Source organism: Pseudomonas sp. YQ_6 (assembly GCF_043103245.1).
Taxonomy (GTDB): Bacteria; Pseudomonadota; Gammaproteobacteria; order Pseudomonadales; family Pseudomonadaceae; genus Aquipseudomonas; species Aquipseudomonas alloputida.
Window position 1 is genome coordinate 17,385 of record NZ_JBICJR010000053.1, and the last position, 18,770, is coordinate 36,154.

Below are 18,770 nucleotides of genomic sequence, written 5' to 3' on the forward strand. Positions count from 1 at the left end.
CCCATGCTCTTGCGTCATCGCCAACAGGCACGTTCCCACAGCTCAGCGTAATCGCAACTGCATGTGCGTGGTCTGCCACACCGGATCTTGCTCCACATCCACCACCGTGAACCCTTGCCGCTCCCAGAAGGCAATGGCACCCGGCAGAAACGGATGAGTATGCAAGTAAAGGCAGTCGAAGCCTGCCTGCATCGCCCGTTCGCGCAAGGCACCAAACAAGGCAGCAGCCAGGCCATGCCTGCGGTAGGCCGGCAACACGAACAGCCGCACCACCTCGACTACTCGCTCTGCGCAGTAATCAAGCTGGGCAAAGCGATGGTCATAGGGCAAGTAACCGATCACCGCAACAAGCCGCCCACCCTCACGGGCTTCCAGAAAGCAGCCGGCACCGTCCAGGTAAGTGTCGGCGAAATGCGCCAGGTCATGCGGCAAGGGTGCGTTGGCGAGCATCGGGAAAAGCGCGCGCCGGGCGCTGTCGACAAACGCCAGCACTTCGGCAATGGTTTCACGCGCTACAGGTTGCAGGGTCCAGTTCGGCATCGGGCTATTGCCAGTGTGGTTGGGAGCGCACGGTTCTACCGTAGCGTGCCGCTCAAGGCAAATCACAGGGCTCGTCGTGGCAAGGCGGACATCGGTATAATCATCAGTCTTCACTGCCCGACCAGGCCACACCATGCCTCGCCTCCCGAAGTTGCTGTTACCCCTGTTGCTGGCTGCTGCACTCACCGCCTGCGATCAGAAACCCTCCCGTGAAGATCAGATCCTCAGCCAGCTGCCGCTGCAGGACGCCTATAAGCACAACATCGAGCGCATGTCCGCGCTGTTGGGCCGCAGTCATCCGCAGTTGTCGCAAGCGACCATCCAGGCCGTACTGCGCAAGCACCTCACCGTCGAGGACCAGCGCCGGGACCTGTTCCGCCTGTACAGCGAAAAGAACTTCAGCGACGCCGAATTCGCCACCATCGTCGCCGCCACCCAGGACCCTGCCAAAGCTCGCGCCCTGGAAGACACCGAAGCCGGCAAACGCTTGAGCGAAAAACTCACCGCCCTGATGCGCGAAACCGCCCGCGATGTGAACGTACAGGCCGTGGTCGAGCAGCGCATGCAACAGGTGGAAGATGAGCTTGATGCGCTGGACAAGGCAGGCTCTTGAGCGCTGCCCGCCAAGGTAACTTCCGTTCAGCCGCCCTTTACGATCACCCGAGGTCAGGATTGCCACACACCAAGCATGGATTGCGCCTGGATCTACGTACACTCATTCTGGTGCTCTGCGCCCTTACCGCAGTGGTCATGCTGTGCGCCAGCTATTTCGCCAGCTACCGGGTGCAGCGCCAGCTACTGATCGACAATGCCCTGGAAGCCAACCGGGTGTATGCGACCAAGCTGGCCAGCATCACCGAAACCTTCATTGGCAACGCCTTGCAGCAACTGATGTTCAGCGCCAGCGTGCAAAGCCGGCAGTTGAGCGATCCCGCAGCGCTGCAGGTGGAAAGCGACCGCGTACTGGGCCAGAGCATGGCCTTCAACTCCACCTTCGTGATCGACGCCAACGGTGTACTGCTGGCAGTATCCCCCGCCCCGCTACGCCACCTTGTCGGCACCCACGTGCAGTCACCCGGCGCTCTGGAAGCCCTGCACGAACGCCGTCCACTGGTTTCCACGCCCTACCTGTCGGCGGCGGACAACCTGGTGGTGGCGCTGTCGCAACCCATTTTCGACCGCAACGGCCGCTACCTGGGGTATGTGGGTGGCAGCCTGTACCTGCGTGAACGCAACATCCTCAACAGCCTGCTGGGCGAGCATTTCTACAAGGACGGTTCGTACCTATATGTGGTCGACCGCAACCGACGCCTGCTGTACCACCCCAATAGCGAGCGGGTAGGCACAGTGGTGGAGGGCAATGCGCTGGTCGACCAGTTGGCGACACTGGACAGCGGTACCCGGCAGTTGACCAATAGCCTGGGCGTGGAAATGCTCGCCGGCTTCGCCACGGTCCCGAGCGCCGGCTGGGGCGTGGTAGCGCAGCAGCCATTGGCGCAGACGGTGGCACCGCTGCACCATCTGGTGCTGAACGTGATCGCCAGTTCGGCGCCCTTGGCGCTGGTTGGCAGCCTGCTGCTGTGGTGGCTGGCCCGTACCATCGCCCGCCCGCTGTGGAAACTCGCCGCCGGTGCCCGCACGATGGACCGCGCCGGTACCGCCGAGCACTTGCATCAGGTGCGAGCCTGGTACTTCGAGGCGGCAGAGCTCAAGCGCGCGTTGCTGTTCAGCCTGAACTTGCTGCAAGAGCGTATCGGCCGGCTCAATCGGGACGCCCAGACCGATCCGCTGACCGGCCTGGGCAACCGCCGCAGCCTGGAAATCAGCCTGTCGTTACTGGAGGCTGAAAACCGGGAGTTTGCAGCCATTGCGCTGGATATCGACCATTTCAAACGGATAAATGACAGCCATGGACACGAAGTGGGCGACCAGGTACTGCGCCAACTGGCGGAGCTCATGCGCCGTTGTTGCCGCGAGGGTGACCTGTTGTGTCGCACCGGCGGCGAGGAGTTCCTGATACTGCTGCCTGGGGCCACCCTGAACGTGGCGGCCGCGGTGGCCGAACGGTTGCGGGTGACCGTACAGGAGATGCCGGTGGAATCGGTGGGCGCCGTGACGATTTCGCTGGGGGTGACGCACTGGGATGGCAAGACTCACGGCGAGCCCATGAACGCACTGGGCGAGGCTGACCGGGCGCTTTACCGGGCCAAGCAAGAGGGGCGCAACCGGGTCGCTTTTGCCTGAACGTCTTGTGTTGTACCCATCGGGCGGGCTTGCCCGTGAAAATGCCGGTACAGGCAACGATGATTCGGTGGCTTGTAACAATTCCTGTCATAAAACTGCAGCGTTTCAGTCATAGGATTGACCCCGACCTGACATTTTTACTTCATGGATGAGCGTCTCATGCGTCGTGTGGTTTTCAATCAGAAAGGTGGCGTCGGCAAATCCAGCATCGCCTGCAACCTCGCCGCTGCCAGCGCCGCCGAGGGCTACCGAACCTTGCTGGTCGACCTCGACCCGCAGGCCAATGCCACCTTCTACCTCACCGGGCTGGTCAACGACACCATTCCACCCGGCATCGCCGACTTCTTCCGCCAGACCTTGTCGCCGGTTACCGCCGCCGGCAAGAAGCACCGTGTGGCAATCACCGAAACCCGCTACCGCAACCTGCACCTGGTCACCGCCAGCCCAGACCTCAGCGACCTGCAAAGCAAGCTGGAGAGCAAGTTCAAGATCAACAAGCTGCGCAAGTTGCTGGTGACGCTGGGCGAGGACTATGAGCGGATCTACATCGACACCCCACCCGCGCTGAACTTCTACACCTTCAGCGCGCTGGTGGCGGCCGAGCGTCTGTTGATTCCGTTCGACTGCGACAGTTTCTCGCGCCAGGCCCTGCACAGTGTCATGGCCGAGGTCGAAGAACTGCGCCAGGACCACAACCCCGCGCTGCAGGTGGAAGGTGTGGTGGTCAATCAGTTCGCCGGCCGCACCGCGCTGCACCAGACCCTGGTCGAGCAGCTGCGCAACGAAGGCATGCCGGTGCTGCCGGTGTACCTGAGCAGTTCGATCAAGATGCGTGAATCGCACCATGCCTCGGTGCCATTGGTGCATTTGGCGCCGCGGCATAAACTGGCCCTGGAATTCATCGATTTGCTGGATGTGCTTGAGCGTGCGGCCTGACAGGCCGTTGGGGCTGCTCCGGCTGTAACCTGCTGCACCGGTCGAATCAGGTATACCGAGGTCGCCCTCGACAAAGCGCCTTGCAGCGCTCGGCTATCTACTGGCAAGCACAATAACGATGGCGCGGCCCGACTGCGCCACTTTCAACATGGCTGCCAAAGGAAACCGGAGAGCACCCGCATGTCCGCACATCATGAGGTATCCCCCGCCACCCTGCGCAGGGTGATTGCCGCTTCGGCCATCGGCAATTTCGTCGAATGGTTCGACTTCGCCGTGTACGGCTTTCTCGCCACGCTGATCGCCAGCCAGTTCTTCGCCAGCGAAGACGCCAGCGTAGCCTTGCTCAAAACCTTCGCGGTGTTCGCCGTGGCCTTCGCCCTGCGCCCCTTGGGCGGCATCGTCTTCGGCGCCTTGGGCGACCGCCTGGGACGCAAGCGCATCCTGTCGCTGACCATCTTGCTGATGGCCGGCTCAACCACGTTGATCGGCCTGCTGCCGACCTACGCCAGTATCGGCCTGGCAGCCCCGGCGCTGCTGACCCTGGCACGCTGCCTGCAGGGTTTTTCTGCCGGCGGCGAATATGCCGGGGCCTGCGCCTACCTGATGGAGCACGCGCCTGACGACAAGCGTGCCTTTTATGGCAGCTTCGTGCCTGTGTCGACCTTTTCCGCCTTTGCCTGTGCGGCAGTGATCGCTTATGGCCTGGAAGCCAGCCTGTCGACCGAGGCGATGAATGCCTGGGGTTGGCGCATTCCGTTCCTGATTGCCGCTCCGCTGGGACTGGTCGGCCTGTACCTGCGCTGGCGCATGGAAGAAACCCCGGCGTTCCGCGAAGCCGTCGCCCAGGGCAAGGAGCACGAGCATTCACCGCTGAAAGAAACCCTGCGCCACCATGGCCGGGTCATTCGCAACCTGGGGGCGTTCATTTCGCTGACCGCGTTGTCGTTCTACATGTTCACCACCTACTTCGCCACCTACCTGCAACTGGTCGGCAACCTGACCCGTGCGCAGTCACTGCTGGTAACCACCGTGGCCTTGCTGTTCGCTGCGGTCGGCTGCCCGCTGGCCGGGGCATTTTCGGACCGGGTGGGGCGGCGCAAGACCATCGGTTTTACCTGCCTGTGGGTGATGCTTTGCGTGTTCCCGGCGTACTGGCTGGCCAGCTCTGGCTCGATGTCGGGTGCGCTGCTGGGGGTGATCCTGCTAGCGGTGGGGGCATTGTGCAGCGGCGTGGTTACCGCAGCATTGCTGTCGGAAAGCTTCCCTACCCGTACCCGCTACACCGCTTCGGCGATTACCTACAACGTGGCCTACACGCTATTTGGCGGCACAGCGCCGCTGGTGGCAACCTGGCTCATCGGACAAACCGGCAGCAGCCTGGCACCGGCATTCTACCTGGTGGTGATTGCGCTGGTGGCGTTGGTAGGCGGGTTGGCGTTGCCGGAAACATCGCGGATTTCTTTGCATGATGACGTAGGCGTGGACGGTGTGCGAGCTGGAGTCCGAAGGACCGTTTAAGCTTTCTGGGGCTGCCTTGCAGCCCCACATTCACAAAGTCTTCCTGCTGCTTTTTTTTACGCCAATCCCTTCTGAAGAAGTTCGATAATCGCCCACTTTCCCGGTGAAACGACCTTGTCCAATTGACGGAACTAACCAGTCAGTACAAAACTACGGGCATTCAACAACAACAAAGCGATGCCCGTCATGAAGCCCCTTATTCTCGTGCTCAACGGCCCCAACCTGAACATGCTGGGCACCCGCGAGCCTGCCCAGTACGGCCACGAAACCCTCGCTGACCTGGCTCAGGGATGCGCCGATACTGCCCAGGCCCACGGCCTGGAAATCGAATTCCGCCAGACCAACCACGAAGGCGAACTGATCGACTGGATCCACGCCGCCCGAGGCCGCTGCGCCGGCATCGTGATCAACCCTGGCGCCTGGACGCACACCTCGGTCGCCATCCGCGATGCCCTGGTGGCCAGCGAACTGCCGGTGATCGAGGTGCACCTGTCCAATGTGCACAAACGCGAGCCCTTCCGTCACTTGTCGTTCGTATCGTCCATCGCCGTCGGTGTCATCTGCGGCCTGGGCAGCCACGGCTACCGCATGGCGCTGAGCCACTTCGCCGAATTGTTGCAGGAGCGTGCGGCATGAGCCAGCAAGCCATCCTCGCCGGCCTGATCGGCCGCGGCATCCAACTGTCACGTACCCCGGCCCTGCACGAACACGAAGGCGACGCCCAGGCCCTGCGCTACCTGTACCGGCTGATCGACGCCGACCAGCTGCAACTGGACGACAGCGCCCTGCCCGGCCTGCTCGAAGCCGCGCAACATACCGGTTTCACCGGGCTGAACATTACTTACCCGTTCAAGCAGGCGATCCTGCCGTTGCTCGACGAACTGTCCGACGAGGCCCGTGGTATCGGCGCGGTAAACACCGTGGTGCTCAAGGACGGCAAGCGCGTCGGTCACAACACCGATTGCCTGGGCTTTGCCGAAGGCTTGCGCCGTGGCCTGCCGGACGTTGCACGGCGCCAGGTGGTGCAGATGGGGGCCGGTGGCGCTGGCTCGGCCGTGGCCCATGCCCTGCTGGGTGAAGGGGTAGAACGGCTGGTGCTGTTCGAAGTGGATGCGACCCGTGCGCAGGCGTTGGTGGACAACCTGAACACCCATTTCGGCGCGGAGCGCGCCGTGCTTGGCACCGACCTGGCCACAGCCTTGGCCGAAGCGGACGGGCTGGTCAACACCACGCCGGTGGGCATGGCCAAGCTACCGGGCACGCCACTGCCGGTGGCGTTGCTGCATCCCCGCCTGTGGGTGGCAGAGATCATCTACTTCCCGCTGGAGACCGAACTGCTGCGCGCGGCACGGGCACTGGGCTGCCGCACGCTGGATGGCAGCAACATGGCGGTGTTCCAGGCGGTGAAGGCATTCGAGCTGTTCAGCGGGCGGCAGGCGGATGCGGCCCGGATGCAGGCGCACTTTGCCAGTTTCACCTGATAGAAAAGTGTTGGCTTCTTCGCGGGCACGCCCGCTCCCACAGGTACTGCGCAAACGTTACTGATTGCACTCTCCCTGTGGGGCATGCCCGCGAAGAGGCCGGTAGAGGAGCATCACCCTTTTTCATCCAGCAAAGCCTGTATCACCTGTTCCTGCCCACCATAATCCCCCTCGCCAAAGTGCACATGGCGCACCTGCCCCTTGCGGTCGACAAAGTAATGCGCCGGCCAGAACTGGTTGCCCCAGGCATTCCACACCTTGTAGTCATTATCTACCGCCACCGGATACCCGATACCCAACCGGGCTACCTTGTCCCGCAAAGTCGCCACATCATGCTCGTAGTCGAACTCGGGCGTGTGCACCCCCACCACCACCAGCCCTTGATCGGCATAGCGCCGCGCCCAATCATTCACATACGGCAGGCTGCGCCGGCAGTTGATGCAGTCCCAGGTCCAGAAGTCCACCAGCACCACCTTGCCCTTGAGTCCCGGGGCATCCAGGGGCGGCGAATTCAACCACTGGCTGGCGCCCGACAGCGACGGCATGGCGCCGTAGCTGTCGCGTGCCTTCAGGTGCCCAGCCAACCCAAGCCCCGTCAGCGCCAGCGCAAAACCACCTGCCTTGAGCATCCTGCGCCGATCAGTTTTCATGGCAACCTTCCGTGGCATAGGTGAGGTACTGCACGCTTTGCCGCTGGCCATGGGAGTCAAGGTAGTCCATTCGGGTATTCACCAGGCCGCAGGCGTTGCTCTGATCGTCCTGCACCGACAGCACTTTCTTCACATCCAGAGTCTCACCGTAGCGGTACTGCATGACCCCGCCATCCTGCATCGGGGCAGTGGCGGCCTGGGCAGCGATGGCGCCGAAGCTGAGCACGGCGAACAGGCTGGCGTTGGCGATAGTCTTGACGTTCATGGCATCTCTCCTGGGTAACACTTGGGGGTGGGGAGTGTTGCTCCCCGGTCGAGAGCCATTTCACGTCAGCCAGGTATCCCGCATGTGTCGCCCAACGTTGTGATGTGCCTTCTGCTGTATCCCTACCCGTGCCAGATACACTGCAATACAAACTCCCGCAGGCAAGGGCGAACGCGCTCGGTACACTGCGCCCAACCCACTTTGCACAGGAACCCAGCGCATGGAACACGTCGATCACATCCTGATCGTCGACGACGACCGCGAAATCCGCGAACTGGTCGGCAATTACCTGAAGAAGAACGGCCTGCGCACCAGCATCGTTGCCGACGGCCGGCAGATGCGCGCCTTTCTCGAAGCCAACAGCGTCGACCTGATCGTGCTCGACATCATGATGCCTGGCGACGACGGCCTGCTGTTGTGCCGCGAGCTGCGCGCCGGCAAGCACCGCAATACGCCGGTGCTGATGCTGACCGCCCGCAATGACGAAACCGACCGCATCATCGGCCTGGAAATGGGCGCCGACGATTACCTGACCAAACCGTTCTCGGCCCGCGAACTGCTTGCCCGCATCAACGCCGTACTGCGCCGCACACGCATGTTGCCTCCCAACCTGACCATCAGCGAAAGCAGCCGCCTGCTGGGTTTCGGTCAATGGCGCCTGGACACCACCGCGCGCCACCTGCTCGACAGCGAAGGAACCCTGGTGGCCTTGAGCGGCGCCGAATACCGCCTGCTGCGGGTGTTCCTCGACCACCCGCAGCGGGTGCTCAGCCGCGAACAACTGCTTAACCTGACCCAGGGCCGCGAAGCCGACATCTTCGACCGCTCCATCGACTTGCTGGTCAGCCGCCTGCGCCAGCGCCTGGGTGACGATGCCCGTGAGCCCAGCTGCATCAAGACCGTGCGTAGCGAGGGCTACGTGTTTTCGCTGCCGGTGCAATTGCTCGAGACCCCTTCATGAAATGGCCGCGCACCCTGGCCTCGCGTCTGGCGCTGATCTTCTTCACCGGCCTGGTGTTGGCTTATGGTCTGTCGTTCGGCCTGCAGGCCTACGAGCGCTATATCAGCAGCCGCTCGATGATGCTCAGCAACCTCGAACAGGACGTGGCGACCTCGGTTGCCATCCTTGACCGCCTGCCCGCAGCCGAGCGTGCCGCCTGGCTGCCACGCCTGGAACGGCGCACCTACCGCTATCGCCTCGACCAGGGCCTGGCGGGCGAAGCGATGCCCAGCAGTGACCCACCGATGGCCGCCGCGTCGATCGTCAAGGCCATTGGCAGCGACTACCGCCTGACCTTCCTGGAAATCCCGGGGCCCAATGCGCACTTCCAGGCGCACCTGAACCTGGCCGACGGCGCGCCACTGACCATCGACGTGACACCAGCACCAGTCCCGGTAGCCCGTTGGTTGCCCGTGGTACTGCTGATTCAGCTGGCTGTGCTGTTGCTGTGTACCTGGCTGGCGGTACGCCTGGCCATCGGCCCGCTAACCCGTCTGGCCCGGGCAGTGGACAACCTCGACCCGGACCAGCCCGGCGTACAACTGGATGAAAGCGGCCCACGCGAGGTGCGCTACGCTGCCGTGGCCTTCAACGCCCTGCAGGCGCGCATTGCTGCCCACCTCAAGGAACGCATGCAGTTGCTGGCGGCCATTTCCCACGACCTGCAAACCCCGATCACTCGCATGAAGTTGCGGGTCGAAGTGATGGATGAGGGGGTCGAAAGGGACAAGTTCTGGAGCGACCTAGATGAAATGGAACACCTGGTGCGCGAAGGCGTGGCGTATGCCCGCAGCATGGACAGCAGCACCGAAGCGACCTGCCGGGTCAACCTTGATGCCTTTCTCGACAGCCTGGTATTCGACTACCAGGACAGCGGCGCCCAGGTCGAACGCCACGGCAGCAGCGGGACTCTGCTGGAGACCCGCCCGCATGCGCTGCGCCGGGTACTGGTGAACCTGGTCGACAACGCCCTGAAGTTTGCAGGTGCTGCCGAGCTGCAAGTATCCCGCGAGGGCAGTACCACCATCATCCGCGTGCTTGACAACGGGCCAGGGATACCCGGTGACGAGCTGGATGAAGTACTCAAGCCGTTCTACCGGGTGGAAGGTTCACGCAATCGCAGCACGGGTGGCACCGGTTTGGGACTGGCCATTGCCCACCAGCTGATCCAGGCCATGGGGGGGCGGCTGACCCTGAGCAACCGCGAACAGGGCGGGTTGTGCGCGCAGATCGAACTCACCTGAAGTGCGATCGTTGGCAGGAACGGCCTTGGATCTCGATCGGGCCGCTCCTGTAAAGCGCGAGGTCGCCTCTACAAACAGATACACAACTGCATCCCACTGACACACTGCAGATACCCCGCCTCGAGACACTCCCGGTCACACAACCACACCCCGGGAGTCCCTGATGAAAGCCCTCACCTTACCCTCCGGCTGGAAGCTGTTCGCCGCCCTCGCTGGCCTGACCTTGGCGATGACCGCCGTAGTCCTGGCCAGCCAACCTGACCCGGACGGCTTGCGCAGTGCCATTCGTGCCACCGCACGCAGCTCGTTCGCACTGTTCCTGCTAGCGTTCCTGGCCTCCTCGCTGGTGACCTTGCTGCCTGGCACATCAAGCCGCCGCATCCTGCAGGAGCGACGCTACCTGGGGTTGGCATTCGCGTTCTCCCACACCGTGCACGGCGTGCTGATCTATCGCTACGCCCAGCAATTCCCCGAGCTGTTCTGGGCCGGCCGCACACTTACTTCCAGCCTGCCCGGCACAGTCGGCTACCTGTTCTTGCTGCTGCTTACCGCCACCTCGTTCAAGGCCCCCATGCGGCTGTTGGGCGGCCGTGCCTGGCAAGCGCTGCACAGCAGCGGCATGTGGGTACTGGCTGCCGTGTTCTGCCTGTCGTTCTACAAGCGTATCCCCATGGGGGGGTGGTACCCGCTGGCGTTCGCCCTCATGTTCAGCGCCATCGCCATCAAGCTCACCGCCAAAGTGGCCCGTAAACAACGTCGCAGCACCCGCGCCCTTGCCTGAAGAGAGAACCGCAAATGACGACCTTGACCCGTACCCTGACCACCGTTGATCGCCTCGGCAGCTGGAGTGCCGACGTGCCATTACGGGTATTTCTGGCCTGGGAGTTTTTCGAATCCGGCCTGGAGAAATTCAACGGCAGCAACTGGTTCGCCGACCTGCAGTCCAACTTCCCGTTCCCCTTCAACCTGCTGCCCGCGGAGCTGAACTGGCAACTGTCGATGTGGGCCGAGTTGGTGCTGCCGTTGCTGCTGCTGTTGGGCCTGGGTACCCGGCTGGCATCGTTGGGTTTGATGGTGGTAACCGTTGTAGCGATAGCGGCAGTGCACTGGCCGGCGCACTGGTCGGGCCTGGCGGAGCTGGCCCAAGGCTATGCGATTACCGACCAGGGATTCGGCAATTACAAGTTGCCGCTGATCTACCTGGTGGCGTTGCTGCCACTGCTGCTCAAGGGCGCCGGGCGCCTCAGCCTCGATCATTGGCTTGGCATGCGGTTCGGCAGATGAGGGTTGGGGGCTGCTGCGCAGCCCCCTATGCCTTCAAACTGTTCCGACAATGACGCCCTGCTCGCGCAATGCCTCCAACAATGCCAACCCTTGCTGCACATCCCCGCCCAATGCCTGCAGCCGCTCTCTTCCAGTCCCCTGCTCCACCAGCAACCGATAGGCCATAGGTGCCAACCGGGCAAAGCGCACCTGCAACCGGGCATCGCGATAAACCAGCAGCAAGCTCGGCGATGCTGGGGTAGCCGTTGGCTGGTAGTCCACGCCAATGCGTTCCACCGGCCAACGATAGGCCAGGACCCGCGCCACACAAGACAACAACGGCTCTCCAGCCAACAGATCACCACCCGGGTCATGCGCCGGGTCCTCGGCATCGCTCAGGTACAGTTGCGCCTCGACCCACTCATAGTGCGCCAGCTCCAGCTGCCAAGGGGTGTCCAGCGCCACATGCTGCAAGTAGTCGACGAACGTCTCGGCAATTTCGGTAAACAACGGCGTCTGGCAACGGTAACTGGCGTAGAAATCACGTACTCGGGCATGCCAGCGCTGCTCGCCCAACGCCTGGCGCATCACCGGGAAGCTGCCAGCCAGCAAGCCTTCGATAGCGCCATAGAACAACTCACGGTAAACCTTCAGGCGCCGGGCCTCGACGCCGGGCGGCGGGGCATGGCGCTGTGGGTCGCGCAGGTGACGGGCCAAGGCATACTGCTGCGCACGCAGAGTCTCATTCATCTGCCTGCCCTCCGGCAGCGCATTGCACAGCACGCATACGCGCCGTCTCGGCCAACAGTTCGGCCAAGGGCGGGTAGTTGAAATCACGTTCAAGCACCGTCGGCTTGACACCAAAGCGCACGCAAGCGCTGGCGTACAACGCCCAGACATCCTCCTTCACGGCGGCCCCATGGGTATCCACTTTGAGGTCCGGCGCTTCATCGTAATGCCCGGCAACGTGCATCCCGGTCACGCGCGCCGGGGGCAAGCCTGCAAGGAATTGCTGGGCGTCGTAGCCATGGTTGCAGGCGTTGACATAGACATTGTTGACGTCCAGCAGCAGGTCACAATCCGCTTCTTCGAGCACCGCCTGGATGAAGTGGAGTTCGCTCATCGCCTGATACGGCGCGGCATAGTAGCTGATGTTCTCCACGGCAATGCGCCGCTCCAGCTGCTCCTGAGCCTGGCGTATGCGCGCGGCCACATGGTGTACGGCTTCATCGGTGAACGGGATGGGCATCAGGTCGTACAAGTGCCCGTCATCACTGCAGTAGCTCAGGTGCTCGCTGTACAGTCGCACCTGGTAGCGATCGAGAAACTGCCGGGTCTGCTCGAGGAAATGGCGGTCCAGCGGCGCACTGCCACCCAGCGATAAAGACAACCCATGACAGGTGACAGCAAAGCGCTCCGCCAACTGGGCCAAGCCCTTGCCATAGGCGCCGCCCACGGCAATCCAGTTTTCCGGCGCACACTCCAGAAAGTCCACTGCGCCGGCCTCCATGGCCAGCAGTTCCGGCAACAGGCCGCGACGCAAGCCTAGCCCGATGTTCAACATTGCAGGAAACATAAAAGTTCTCCAACAAGCACAACGCCCCACCTGGCCAGCAGGAGGAGCGTTATGGCGTTTCATGGGGTAGAAAGTCAGGGCTTGCCGGTCAGGTGGCTGAACAAGCCATCCGGCATGGCCTTGCCATTGGCCTGGTAAATCGCCTTGAGGTGATCCGCCGCTTCCTGCTCGGAGATGAAACCGTCATGGTTGCGGTCGATCTTGTCGAAATCAGGGGCACGGTCCTTGGCCACCGCCAGAAACTCATCGCGCGAGACCTTGCCATCGTGATTGCTGTCGGTTTTGGCGAACGAGGCGTCACCGCACTTGCCTTCACCACACTTGCCCTCAGCCCCGGCCTTGGCGCCGGCGCCGCATTTACCCTCACCGCACTTGCCTTCGCTCTGGGAAGCCTTGCCGCTCCCCCCGCACTTGCCTTCACCACACTTGCCCTCGCCGGCCACTTTGGCCGAGGCCAGTTGGTAACCTTGAGCCAGCGGCTCGACGGCGAATGCACTGTTGCTCAATGCCATGCTGCCGATCAGGGCGGCGCCGAGCAGCCCGAGGGTGTTTTTTGCTTGAGTCATGATGCAGCTCCACTGGGGTTGGTAAGTGGAGCCATTAGGCAGTTGCGGTTTGTCGGGGATGTATCGTGCCAGGCGCACTTTTGTATGGCAGTAGGTCTGCAGCACAGGCAGATACAGTGCGATACACACCACCCGTCAACGGGCCCCAAGTTGGCTTGGGGCCATGCGGCGTGATCAGTCTTCCAGCGGTTTGGGCGGGGCCGCTGGCTTGGCGGGCTTGGCCGGCTTGCTGTCCTTGTCCTTGGCTTGCGGGGCCGCCGCTACGGGCTCGGGCGCCGCCACCGCCTTTTCGCTGGCAGGCAGTTCATCGACCGCTTTAAGGATCACCTGTGGGTCGATGGCCTCGCCGGTGTCGTCGTCCTTGAGCATGTGCCGCTCACCGTCCTTGCCCACCAGAATCACCTTGGTACCCTTGCTCGCCCCCAGCTTCAGCTCCCGAATCAGGGCCATTGTGGTCTGCTGCTCCAGGTTCTTGTCCTCTCGCTTGCCCATCATGTTGGCGACGCTGTACAGGACAAGGTTGCGCTCCTTGAACGCGGCCTGGGTGGCCGGGTCCTCTAGCGCCTTGTTCAGCCCTCGCAACGTCGGGTCGGCACTGCTGGGAGCGATAACCACCAATGGTCTGGCCTTGCCCAGTTCCTTGGCTAGAGGCGCATCACTGTCTGCGGCAAACAGGGGGCCGGCAACAGCAAGCAAGGTTGCGAGGGTCAGTGACCGGACAAGCATGCGTATCTCCTTATTGTCTCGATAAACCAATGACTACAGATCATGGAGAAAAATCCGACAGGGAGCCTAAACCACTTCATTCCGGAACGGGGTGTGCAAAAGTAACTGTCGATTTCCGAGCCACCTGAAGCCAAGACTACGGCGCTGGTACAAACCACTGTCAGCACGATTGAGCATAGCCCAAAGCCGCTTTGGCAGGGCCAGGCAGCCCTTGATCTAAGCGCATTTCAACGCACATCGATAGATGGCCCCTTGGGTCCAACTTCCATCGCGTGAATCGTCATATCCAGCATCAGCCCTCTGCGTGCAGCGCGCTGAGCATCACGAATGGCATCCGCCTGGTCGATCCTGGCACCTTCGCTCAGCGCTTCGTCGTCAAGCACACTTTCAAGCTGCCTTCTGAACGGCAGGTCGACCGCAGCAAATCGCTCAGGATGGGAACGCTCCAGGTGCGCCTGCCAGAATCCACGGTCAACCATGGAGCGGGCAACCTCTTCCGGGGTTTCTGCATCTCGCACTGCAGCCTCTGCTTCTGCAAGGTCCGCATCCAGGACGCCTGAGATCGCAAGAAAGCTCATTTCTCCCACCTGCAATGGCAGGTCGAGACGCTCCCTCAGCCCGATCCTGAAAGCCAACCCCACCTCGCTTCCTTCCAGCGTCCTGCCATGCTGTAGCGCCCATCGGGTAGCGAACATGTCGACTGCATCCTGGCGCCATAAACGTCTGCCCAGGTCTAGCAAAGCGCGTTCGCTTTCTCCCTGAGCCGCGTGCTCAACCTGCCAAACCAGCAAATTCAGTTCAAGGTTGCTCAAGCACCAGGTTGCACCGTCCTGGCACCCCCACTCATCATTGGCCACTGACAACAAGTTCTGCCGCAGCTCTGGCGTAATGGCCATCGCTTGCAGTACCGCCATTACCCGATTGCCCAGTGCACGCGCATTGACACGAAAGTCTTCGGACAGCAACAACTGGCGAAGCACCCGGAAAAAACGCTCGGCGTCCTGCCCCGCATCCAGCGTGTCCCAGGCAGCAAGCATCAAGCCGCGATGCTCCGGGGCCACCGCATCCCCCCATACTTCACGCGCGTGATTCATCCGCAGAAGCACTTGCTCTTCGTCGAGGGCAGGACCGTCGCTACTCAACGACGCCTGCAAGCGCAACGTTTGGGCCTCGCCCAAGGGGTTCGCATTCAAACGAAACCGCCGCCGCTGCCACACGGGCAACTGATAGAAACCCTCTGGAATGTACCTGATCCGGTTATCACGCAAGTCAACGGATACCAACTGAGCGTTGTCGAACACGCCCAGTGGAAACTGCGAGATCTGTGTGTCGCGCAAGTTCAGCCAACGCAATTCAGCCAAACCCGCCAAGGTGAACCGGCTCCCCAGGGGGTTGTGGGACAGGTCGAGAGACTGCAGGCTCGTGCAACTGGCCAATGTGGCGGTTTGTGCAATGTTCAGGACGATCCGGTTGTTGGTCAGGCTCAGATGCCGCAGCTGCGCTATCTGTAGCAACGGCTGCGGAAGGCGCGTCAACAGGTTCCCTCCCAGATCGAGGGTTTGCAGGTTAGGGAAAGCCAGCAATAGGCTGCTGGGCACCTCCAGAAGGTCAAGGTGCAGCAGCGACAGGCTGGTCACACCTCTGAAGCTGACCTGTGGGGGTATGTTGGGCAAGCCGCTCGATCTGAAATTGCAGAACATGACGTGGAGGTTTTCCTGTGCATTTATTTGCAGTTCCCCCACGCCCACCGACCGCCGCCAGCAATTGAACAACGTCTGGCGTAGAGCCTCTCGATCTTCCCTGACATCGCCCTGTCCTCGTGCCACCCAGGTATTCAGTGTCATGCGCAGGATGGCGAACTCATTGCGAAGGTCAGCCAGTACGTGTTCAATCTGCTGCCCTGAACGCCTGGCGTCATCGGCGAAGGTCTCGACCTGCTCATCACTCAACCACGGAAAGAGATCGCGCAGCGTGGCCCTCAGGGCACTACCCCTTGATGCGAAACCACCTACTCCGCCACCACCCAGCGGGTAGCCAATACGTCCATCGGCCAAGCGCATGGGCCCTCGGACAGCACCTGGTCGTACCGCGCCAAGCAAACGACTGATCTCATCACGATGGCGTGCCGCTTCGCGCGCCAGTATCACCCTGAGGTTGTGCGCAAATGGATCGCCGATCCCCATCGCCGCCCTCTGCGCTTCGGTATAGGCTGGCGCCATGACGTCAAACAACTCACCTGCCTCACCCAGCGCCGTGCCCTGGCTGCCATGCAGTTGAAACGTACCGTTCACGTGCACCAGATCGAACGCCCGCTGCCCTTGCTCGGTCTTCGCCAGTATCGGCCCGCCCAGGCAACCTTCGTACAAACGCCAGCACACACCTTGTTCGCCACCGGGTACATACCGCAGCAAGCCCAACACCACCCGTGCAAGGTCTGCATGCTGCGGCGTATCAAGGTAAAACGCCTCAAATACCCGAGCCTGACGGGTAGCCAGCACACTGCCCCTTGCCGCCTCGGCCAGCCCCAATGCAACCCTTCCGCTGGACCGCAGCCGCGTGCGATCCACGCTGCTGGCGGCCCGTACCAATGCTTGCGCAGTGCGCGCGCTCAGCCCCGGGAACACCCGGCGCAGCGCCGCACTGCCAGGGGTGTCGCTGGGCTGCAAGGCTTCGAAAAGGTGCTGCAGCAGTGTTCGGCGCTGCGTCCATGCCAGCGCGGCCAGTGCCTGATCTGTCAGGCCACTCGCACCTGGCAGGCGCCGAGCGTGATCGAGCACTGTTGTATCTGCTACCGGCTCGCCGCTGCGCAGACGGCCAATCATGCTGCGGATGCGTTGATCAAGCCTGACCCGTTCCACACTGTCGATCATGCCGGGGCTCGGTGCCTGGGCGTGTACATGCAGGCCACGCAGGTCGTCGCCATCAAGGCCGTGGAACAGCAGAACCTGATCGATCTGTTCGTCATTCAGCCCACTGAAGGGTTCGCCCAAACGCCGGAACATGCGGTATTTGTCGGTCCACCGTGCCGGTTGCTCGCTCCACAACCGCCAAGCACCTGCGCCATTGTGGCGCAGCAACGGCCCGTGGCCGTCGACCGGATGCAACTGCCATTGATCATCACCCGCCTCTGCCAAGCGATAGTGATGCCCGTCCATTTCGATCCAGGCCCGCCCGTCCTGACGCCGAATACCCAAGGCGTCCGGGCTCGAGGCTGCCACGGGGGCTTGGCTTTGAAACGGGGTCAAGTCGTGTTGCCAGAGTTTCTCAGTGCCGTCCTCCAGCCGAGCCGGCACCATGGCATCGACCTTCGCAGAGCGCGCCCAAACCCGTCGAGCCACACCCACCCCGGCGACCGCGGTCGCCAGCACGGCAAGGTCTGTCGCCACATGGGTCAAATGGTCGAGCGCCTCCTGACGATCGCCTTGCTGCCAGGCCTCGGCGCCATGATAGACCTCACCCAGTAGTTCGTAGGCCGTCACGGCCAGCAGCGCCAGGCCAAGCCCAGGCACAAAGAAACTGGCCAGGTTGAGCAGCGCCCATCCTTCGGCGGCAAGGCGCAGGTCATGCTGGCGCTGAACCTCACGATCCAGCCTGGCCACAGGGACCGCGATCATCGCCGCATCGTCCTTGATCTGGTGGATACGTGCCTGTGCCAGGCTGATGAACAACGGCTGCGGGTAAGCCTGCAAGCGCGGTTCGAGATCGCGAAAAGCCCAGCCCGGCAGGCCATCGAAGCGCTCCGCGACCTGGGCGAAAAAAGCCTGGCTGTCGCGCCGCAGCACGAAGCGGCTGAAAAAACGCTGGTAAGCCTTGTCTCGCAAGCGACGGCCCAGTTCGCGGTTCAGTTTGTCGAGGCTCTCGAACGCGCGCCAGGGCGAAAAAGGGTCTCCAGGCACGTAAAGCAACACCCGACGCGTCGTGTTGAACAGGACGCCCTGCTCGACCACCACGAACACGGTCACCTGCTCAATCTGGCAACCCAGCAATTTCAGTTGCCTGGCCTGCACAAGGTCGCCCGCCAAGCGCGGCAGCTTCCCCTTCTCGCACACAGCTACCATCACATTGAGTTCGCTGGCATCCAGCGTTCCCTCTTGCCTGGCTTTGTAGGCGTCCACAAGCATGGTGTAGCGCGTGGCATCCACAAGCAGTGATACCAGGCGCTCGGCACTGCCAGTGGGCGTGAGTATGGCATCCAGATGACGTTGATAGCGCTCACCCAGGTCCAGCTCACGACACAGTCCGGCAAACTCGATGCTCGTAGGGGGTTTGACCGTGCCGTGGCGTGGAAGAAGCAGGCGGTTACCGCGCGGCTGGCCACCTTCCTGCGCCTGCGCGGCCGTGAAGTTGCGCAATGCGACTTCGAGCAGCGGCTTTTCTTCATAGACCACGGTAGTCAGGTGTGCGCCCACTGGCTGACTGTTGATCACAGCTTCCCGGCGGCCCTCCAGAAACCTGAGCGAGTACGGGTTACGGCCAAGCCCATAACGCTGGTCGAGGGCCTTCCCCAGGGCTGATGCGACGAAACTGTCGATGCCCTCGATACCTCGCAGCACCGTGTTCACTTGCTCACAGCAGCGAAGGCTGTTTGACAATGCCTTGCCGATCTCAGGCAGTTGCTCAGCAGGTGCATGACGCAACCAGGGTGGCAGGCGCCTGCCGATGATGCCGTCCTGGAAGGCATCGATGGCGGCCTGCGCATCTGACGGCAAAGTGGTGTCCATAGCGGGGGCCTCCTCATGAAAAGAGGCCAGACTAAATTGC

Annotated in this window: 18 protein-coding genes; 10 read left to right on the plus strand and 8 right to left on the minus strand. The window is 62.3% G+C overall.

Annotated features, from left to right (window positions below; genetic code table 11):
• Positions 1 to 42 precede the first annotated feature (42 nt).
• Complete coding sequence (locus ACF8FG_RS17345) at positions 43 to 540, minus strand: GNAT family N-acetyltransferase (protein WP_014591598.1); 498 nt, start codon at positions 538 to 540, stop codon at positions 43 to 45.
• Between the two features lie 133 nt (positions 541 to 673).
• Between ACF8FG_RS17345 and ACF8FG_RS17350 the strand changes: the two genes are divergently transcribed.
• The 6 genes from ACF8FG_RS17350 to ACF8FG_RS17375 all read left to right on the plus strand — a co-directional run bounded on the left by ACF8FG_RS17350 (position 674) and on the right by ACF8FG_RS17375 (position 6,719).
• Positions 674 to 1,153: a hypothetical protein gene (locus tag ACF8FG_RS17350; RefSeq protein WP_019437463.1), complete on the plus strand. Its 480-nt coding sequence runs from the start codon at positions 674 to 676 to the stop codon at positions 1,151 to 1,153.
• Positions 1,154 to 1,212: 59 nt separating this feature from the next.
• Positions 1,213 to 2,784: a sensor domain-containing diguanylate cyclase gene (locus tag ACF8FG_RS17355; protein ID WP_019437462.1), complete on the plus strand. Its 1,572-nt coding sequence runs from the start codon at positions 1,213 to 1,215 to the stop codon at positions 2,782 to 2,784.
• A 159-nt stretch (positions 2,785 to 2,943) separates the two neighbouring features.
• Positions 2,944 to 3,720 carry a ParA family protein gene (locus ACF8FG_RS17360; RefSeq protein WP_014591601.1) on the plus strand — a complete coding sequence of 259 codons (777 nt, stop codon included), beginning with the start codon at positions 2,944 to 2,946 and terminating at the stop codon, positions 3,718 to 3,720.
• A gap of 180 nt (positions 3,721 to 3,900) precedes the next feature.
• Positions 3,901 to 5,238, plus strand: a complete 1,338-nt coding sequence (locus ACF8FG_RS17365) for an MFS transporter (protein WP_014591602.1) — start codon at positions 3,901 to 3,903, stop codon at positions 5,236 to 5,238.
• 186 nt (positions 5,239 to 5,424) lie between these two features.
• Positions 5,425 to 5,874, plus strand: a complete 450-nt coding sequence (aroQ, locus tag ACF8FG_RS17370; RefSeq protein ID WP_014591603.1) for a type II 3-dehydroquinate dehydratase — start codon at positions 5,425 to 5,427, stop codon at positions 5,872 to 5,874.
• The gene (locus ACF8FG_RS17375) at positions 5,871 to 6,719 is read left to right on the plus strand and encodes a shikimate dehydrogenase (protein ID WP_014591604.1); all 849 of its coding nucleotides are present in this window, start codon (positions 5,871 to 5,873) and stop codon (positions 6,717 to 6,719) included. Before aroQ ends, ACF8FG_RS17375 begins: the two co-directional genes overlap by 4 nt.
• Positions 6,720 to 6,832: 113 nt before the next feature.
• On the opposite strand, the gene ACF8FG_RS17380 is transcribed toward ACF8FG_RS17375, so the two are convergent.
• A complete protein-coding gene (locus ACF8FG_RS17380) occupies positions 6,833 to 7,348 on the minus strand; it encodes a thioredoxin family protein (protein ID WP_134697623.1) in 516 nt (171 codons plus the stop codon).
• Positions 7,349 to 7,358: 10 nt separating this feature from the next.
• Positions 7,359 to 7,634 (minus strand): DUF2790 domain-containing protein, encoded by a 276-nt coding sequence (locus ACF8FG_RS17385; RefSeq protein ID WP_014591606.1) that lies wholly within the window; start codon positions 7,632 to 7,634, stop codon positions 7,359 to 7,361.
• Positions 7,635 to 7,854: 220 nt separating this feature from the next.
• Here ACF8FG_RS17385 and ACF8FG_RS17390 point away from each other — a divergent pair, with 220 nt between their 5' ends.
• The 4 genes from ACF8FG_RS17390 (at position 7,855) to ACF8FG_RS17405 (ending at position 11,162) form a co-directional block, all read left to right on the plus strand.
• A complete protein-coding gene (locus ACF8FG_RS17390; RefSeq protein WP_014591607.1) occupies positions 7,855 to 8,595 on the plus strand; it encodes a response regulator in 741 nt (246 codons plus the stop codon).
• On the plus strand, positions 8,592 to 9,878 hold the full coding sequence (locus tag ACF8FG_RS17395; RefSeq protein WP_014591608.1) for an ATP-binding protein: 1,287 nt from the start codon (positions 8,592 to 8,594) through the stop codon (positions 9,876 to 9,878). The genes ACF8FG_RS17390 and ACF8FG_RS17395 overlap by 4 nt, the downstream gene beginning before the upstream one ends.
• 163 nt (positions 9,879 to 10,041) lie before the next feature.
• Positions 10,042 to 10,659 (plus strand): ferric reductase-like transmembrane domain-containing protein, encoded by a 618-nt coding sequence (locus tag ACF8FG_RS17400; protein WP_014591609.1) that lies wholly within the window; start codon positions 10,042 to 10,044, stop codon positions 10,657 to 10,659.
• A 14-nt stretch (positions 10,660 to 10,673) separates the two neighbouring features.
• On the plus strand, positions 10,674 to 11,162 hold the full coding sequence (locus ACF8FG_RS17405; RefSeq protein WP_014591610.1) for a DoxX family membrane protein: 489 nt from the start codon (positions 10,674 to 10,676) through the stop codon (positions 11,160 to 11,162).
• Between the two features lie 33 nt (positions 11,163 to 11,195).
• Here ACF8FG_RS17405 and ACF8FG_RS17410 read toward each other — a convergent pair whose 3' ends face one another.
• The 5 genes from ACF8FG_RS17410 to ACF8FG_RS17430 form a co-directional block, all read right to left on the minus strand.
• On the minus strand, positions 11,196 to 11,891 hold the full coding sequence (locus tag ACF8FG_RS17410) for a DUF2063 domain-containing protein (protein ID WP_014591611.1): 696 nt from the start codon (positions 11,889 to 11,891) through the stop codon (positions 11,196 to 11,198).
• Entirely contained in the window at positions 11,884 to 12,717 is an 834-nt protein-coding gene (locus ACF8FG_RS17415; RefSeq protein ID WP_014591612.1) for a DUF692 domain-containing protein, read from the minus strand. The genes ACF8FG_RS17410 and ACF8FG_RS17415 overlap by 8 nt, the downstream gene beginning before the upstream one ends.
• A gap of 74 nt (positions 12,718 to 12,791) precedes the next feature.
• Positions 12,792 to 13,283, minus strand: a complete 492-nt coding sequence (locus ACF8FG_RS17420) for an EF-hand domain-containing protein (RefSeq protein ID WP_135198838.1) — start codon at positions 13,281 to 13,283, stop codon at positions 12,792 to 12,794.
• 174 nt (positions 13,284 to 13,457) lie between these two features.
• Entirely contained in the window at positions 13,458 to 14,009 is a 552-nt protein-coding gene (locus ACF8FG_RS17425; protein WP_003250449.1) for a DUF4174 domain-containing protein, read from the minus strand.
• 227 nt (positions 14,010 to 14,236) lie between these two features.
• Positions 14,237 to 18,730, minus strand: a complete 4,494-nt coding sequence (locus ACF8FG_RS17430; protein ID WP_318078997.1) for an NEL-type E3 ubiquitin ligase domain-containing protein — start codon at positions 18,728 to 18,730, stop codon at positions 14,237 to 14,239.
• Positions 18,731 to 18,770: the final 40 nt, after the last annotated feature.

Bases quoted from the DNA above. Each gene is read 5' to 3' on its own strand.
- ACF8FG_RS17345 (WP_014591598.1), bottom strand. From the start codon at position 540: ATGCCGAACTGGACCCTGCAACCTGTAGCGCGTGAAACCATTGCCGAA.
- ACF8FG_RS17350 (WP_019437463.1), top strand. From the start codon at position 674: ATGCCTCGCCTCCCGAAGTTGCTGTTACCCCTGTTGCTGGCTGCTGCA.
- ACF8FG_RS17360 (WP_014591601.1), top strand. From the start codon at position 2,944: ATGCGTCGTGTGGTTTTCAATCAGAAAGGTGGCGTCGGCAAATCCAGC.
- ACF8FG_RS17365 (WP_014591602.1), top strand. From the start codon at position 3,901: ATGTCCGCACATCATGAGGTATCCCCCGCCACCCTGCGCAGGGTGATT.
- aroQ (WP_014591603.1), top strand. From the start codon at position 5,425: ATGAAGCCCCTTATTCTCGTGCTCAACGGCCCCAACCTGAACATGCTG.
- ACF8FG_RS17375 (WP_014591604.1), top strand. From the start codon at position 5,871: ATGAGCCAGCAAGCCATCCTCGCCGGCCTGATCGGCCGCGGCATCCAA.
- ACF8FG_RS17380 (WP_134697623.1), bottom strand. From the start codon at position 7,348: ATGCTCAAGGCAGGTGGTTTTGCGCTGGCGCTGACGGGGCTTGGGTTG.
- ACF8FG_RS17385 (WP_014591606.1), bottom strand. From the start codon at position 7,634: ATGAACGTCAAGACTATCGCCAACGCCAGCCTGTTCGCCGTGCTCAGC.
- ACF8FG_RS17390 (WP_014591607.1), top strand. From the start codon at position 7,855: ATGGAACACGTCGATCACATCCTGATCGTCGACGACGACCGCGAAATC.
- ACF8FG_RS17395 (WP_014591608.1), top strand. From the start codon at position 8,592: ATGAAATGGCCGCGCACCCTGGCCTCGCGTCTGGCGCTGATCTTCTTC.
- ACF8FG_RS17400 (WP_014591609.1), top strand. From the start codon at position 10,042: ATGAAAGCCCTCACCTTACCCTCCGGCTGGAAGCTGTTCGCCGCCCTC.
- ACF8FG_RS17405 (WP_014591610.1), top strand. From the start codon at position 10,674: ATGACGACCTTGACCCGTACCCTGACCACCGTTGATCGCCTCGGCAGC.
- ACF8FG_RS17410 (WP_014591611.1), bottom strand. From the start codon at position 11,891: ATGAATGAGACTCTGCGTGCGCAGCAGTATGCCTTGGCCCGTCACCTG.
- ACF8FG_RS17415 (WP_014591612.1), bottom strand. From the start codon at position 12,717: ATGTTTCCTGCAATGTTGAACATCGGGCTAGGCTTGCGTCGCGGCCTG.
- ACF8FG_RS17420 (WP_135198838.1), bottom strand. From the start codon at position 13,283: ATGACTCAAGCAAAAAACACCCTCGGGCTGCTCGGCGCCGCCCTGATC.
- ACF8FG_RS17425 (WP_003250449.1), bottom strand. From the start codon at position 14,009: ATGCTTGTCCGGTCACTGACCCTCGCAACCTTGCTTGCTGTTGCCGGC.
- ACF8FG_RS17430 (WP_318078997.1), bottom strand. From the start codon at position 18,730: ATGGACACCACTTTGCCGTCAGATGCGCAGGCCGCCATCGATGCCTTC.